Consider the following 327-nt stretch of genomic DNA (forward strand, 5'->3'; position numbering starts at 1 on the left):
CAGGGCATAAAAAAAGAGAGATCCCCCAATCTCTCTTTTTCTTTTCAAAAATTTACAATTACCTTTTATTAATTCACGTGATTAATTAATTGGTATAGTCAAAGATAGAAGGAACTTATTTTCCTACCAATGGGTGAAATCACCTATTTTTTGCTAATTCATTTTTAATCAGTCGAATAGGTAAGCAGATTTGAAATCAGGTAAACCTTCTATACCTGGCCATAAGGAACATATAAACCGCATAGGCGATAAGTCCGGCGGCTACAAGTCCCATCAACCAGGGGCCATAGGCCGATTCCTGGATAAATGAAAAAGCTTCCTGGGTTG

The 327-nt window shown here is 37.3% G+C and carries 1 protein-coding gene; it reads right to left on the minus strand.

What is annotated here, in order from left to right; genetic code table 11:
* Window positions 1–196: 196 nt before the first annotated feature.
* A partial coding sequence (locus HC175_RS24660; RefSeq protein ID WP_168139996.1) for a DUF1206 domain-containing protein occupies window positions 197–327 on the minus strand: 131 nt, incomplete at its 5' end.

Source organism: Salinimicrobium oceani (assembly GCF_012037645.1).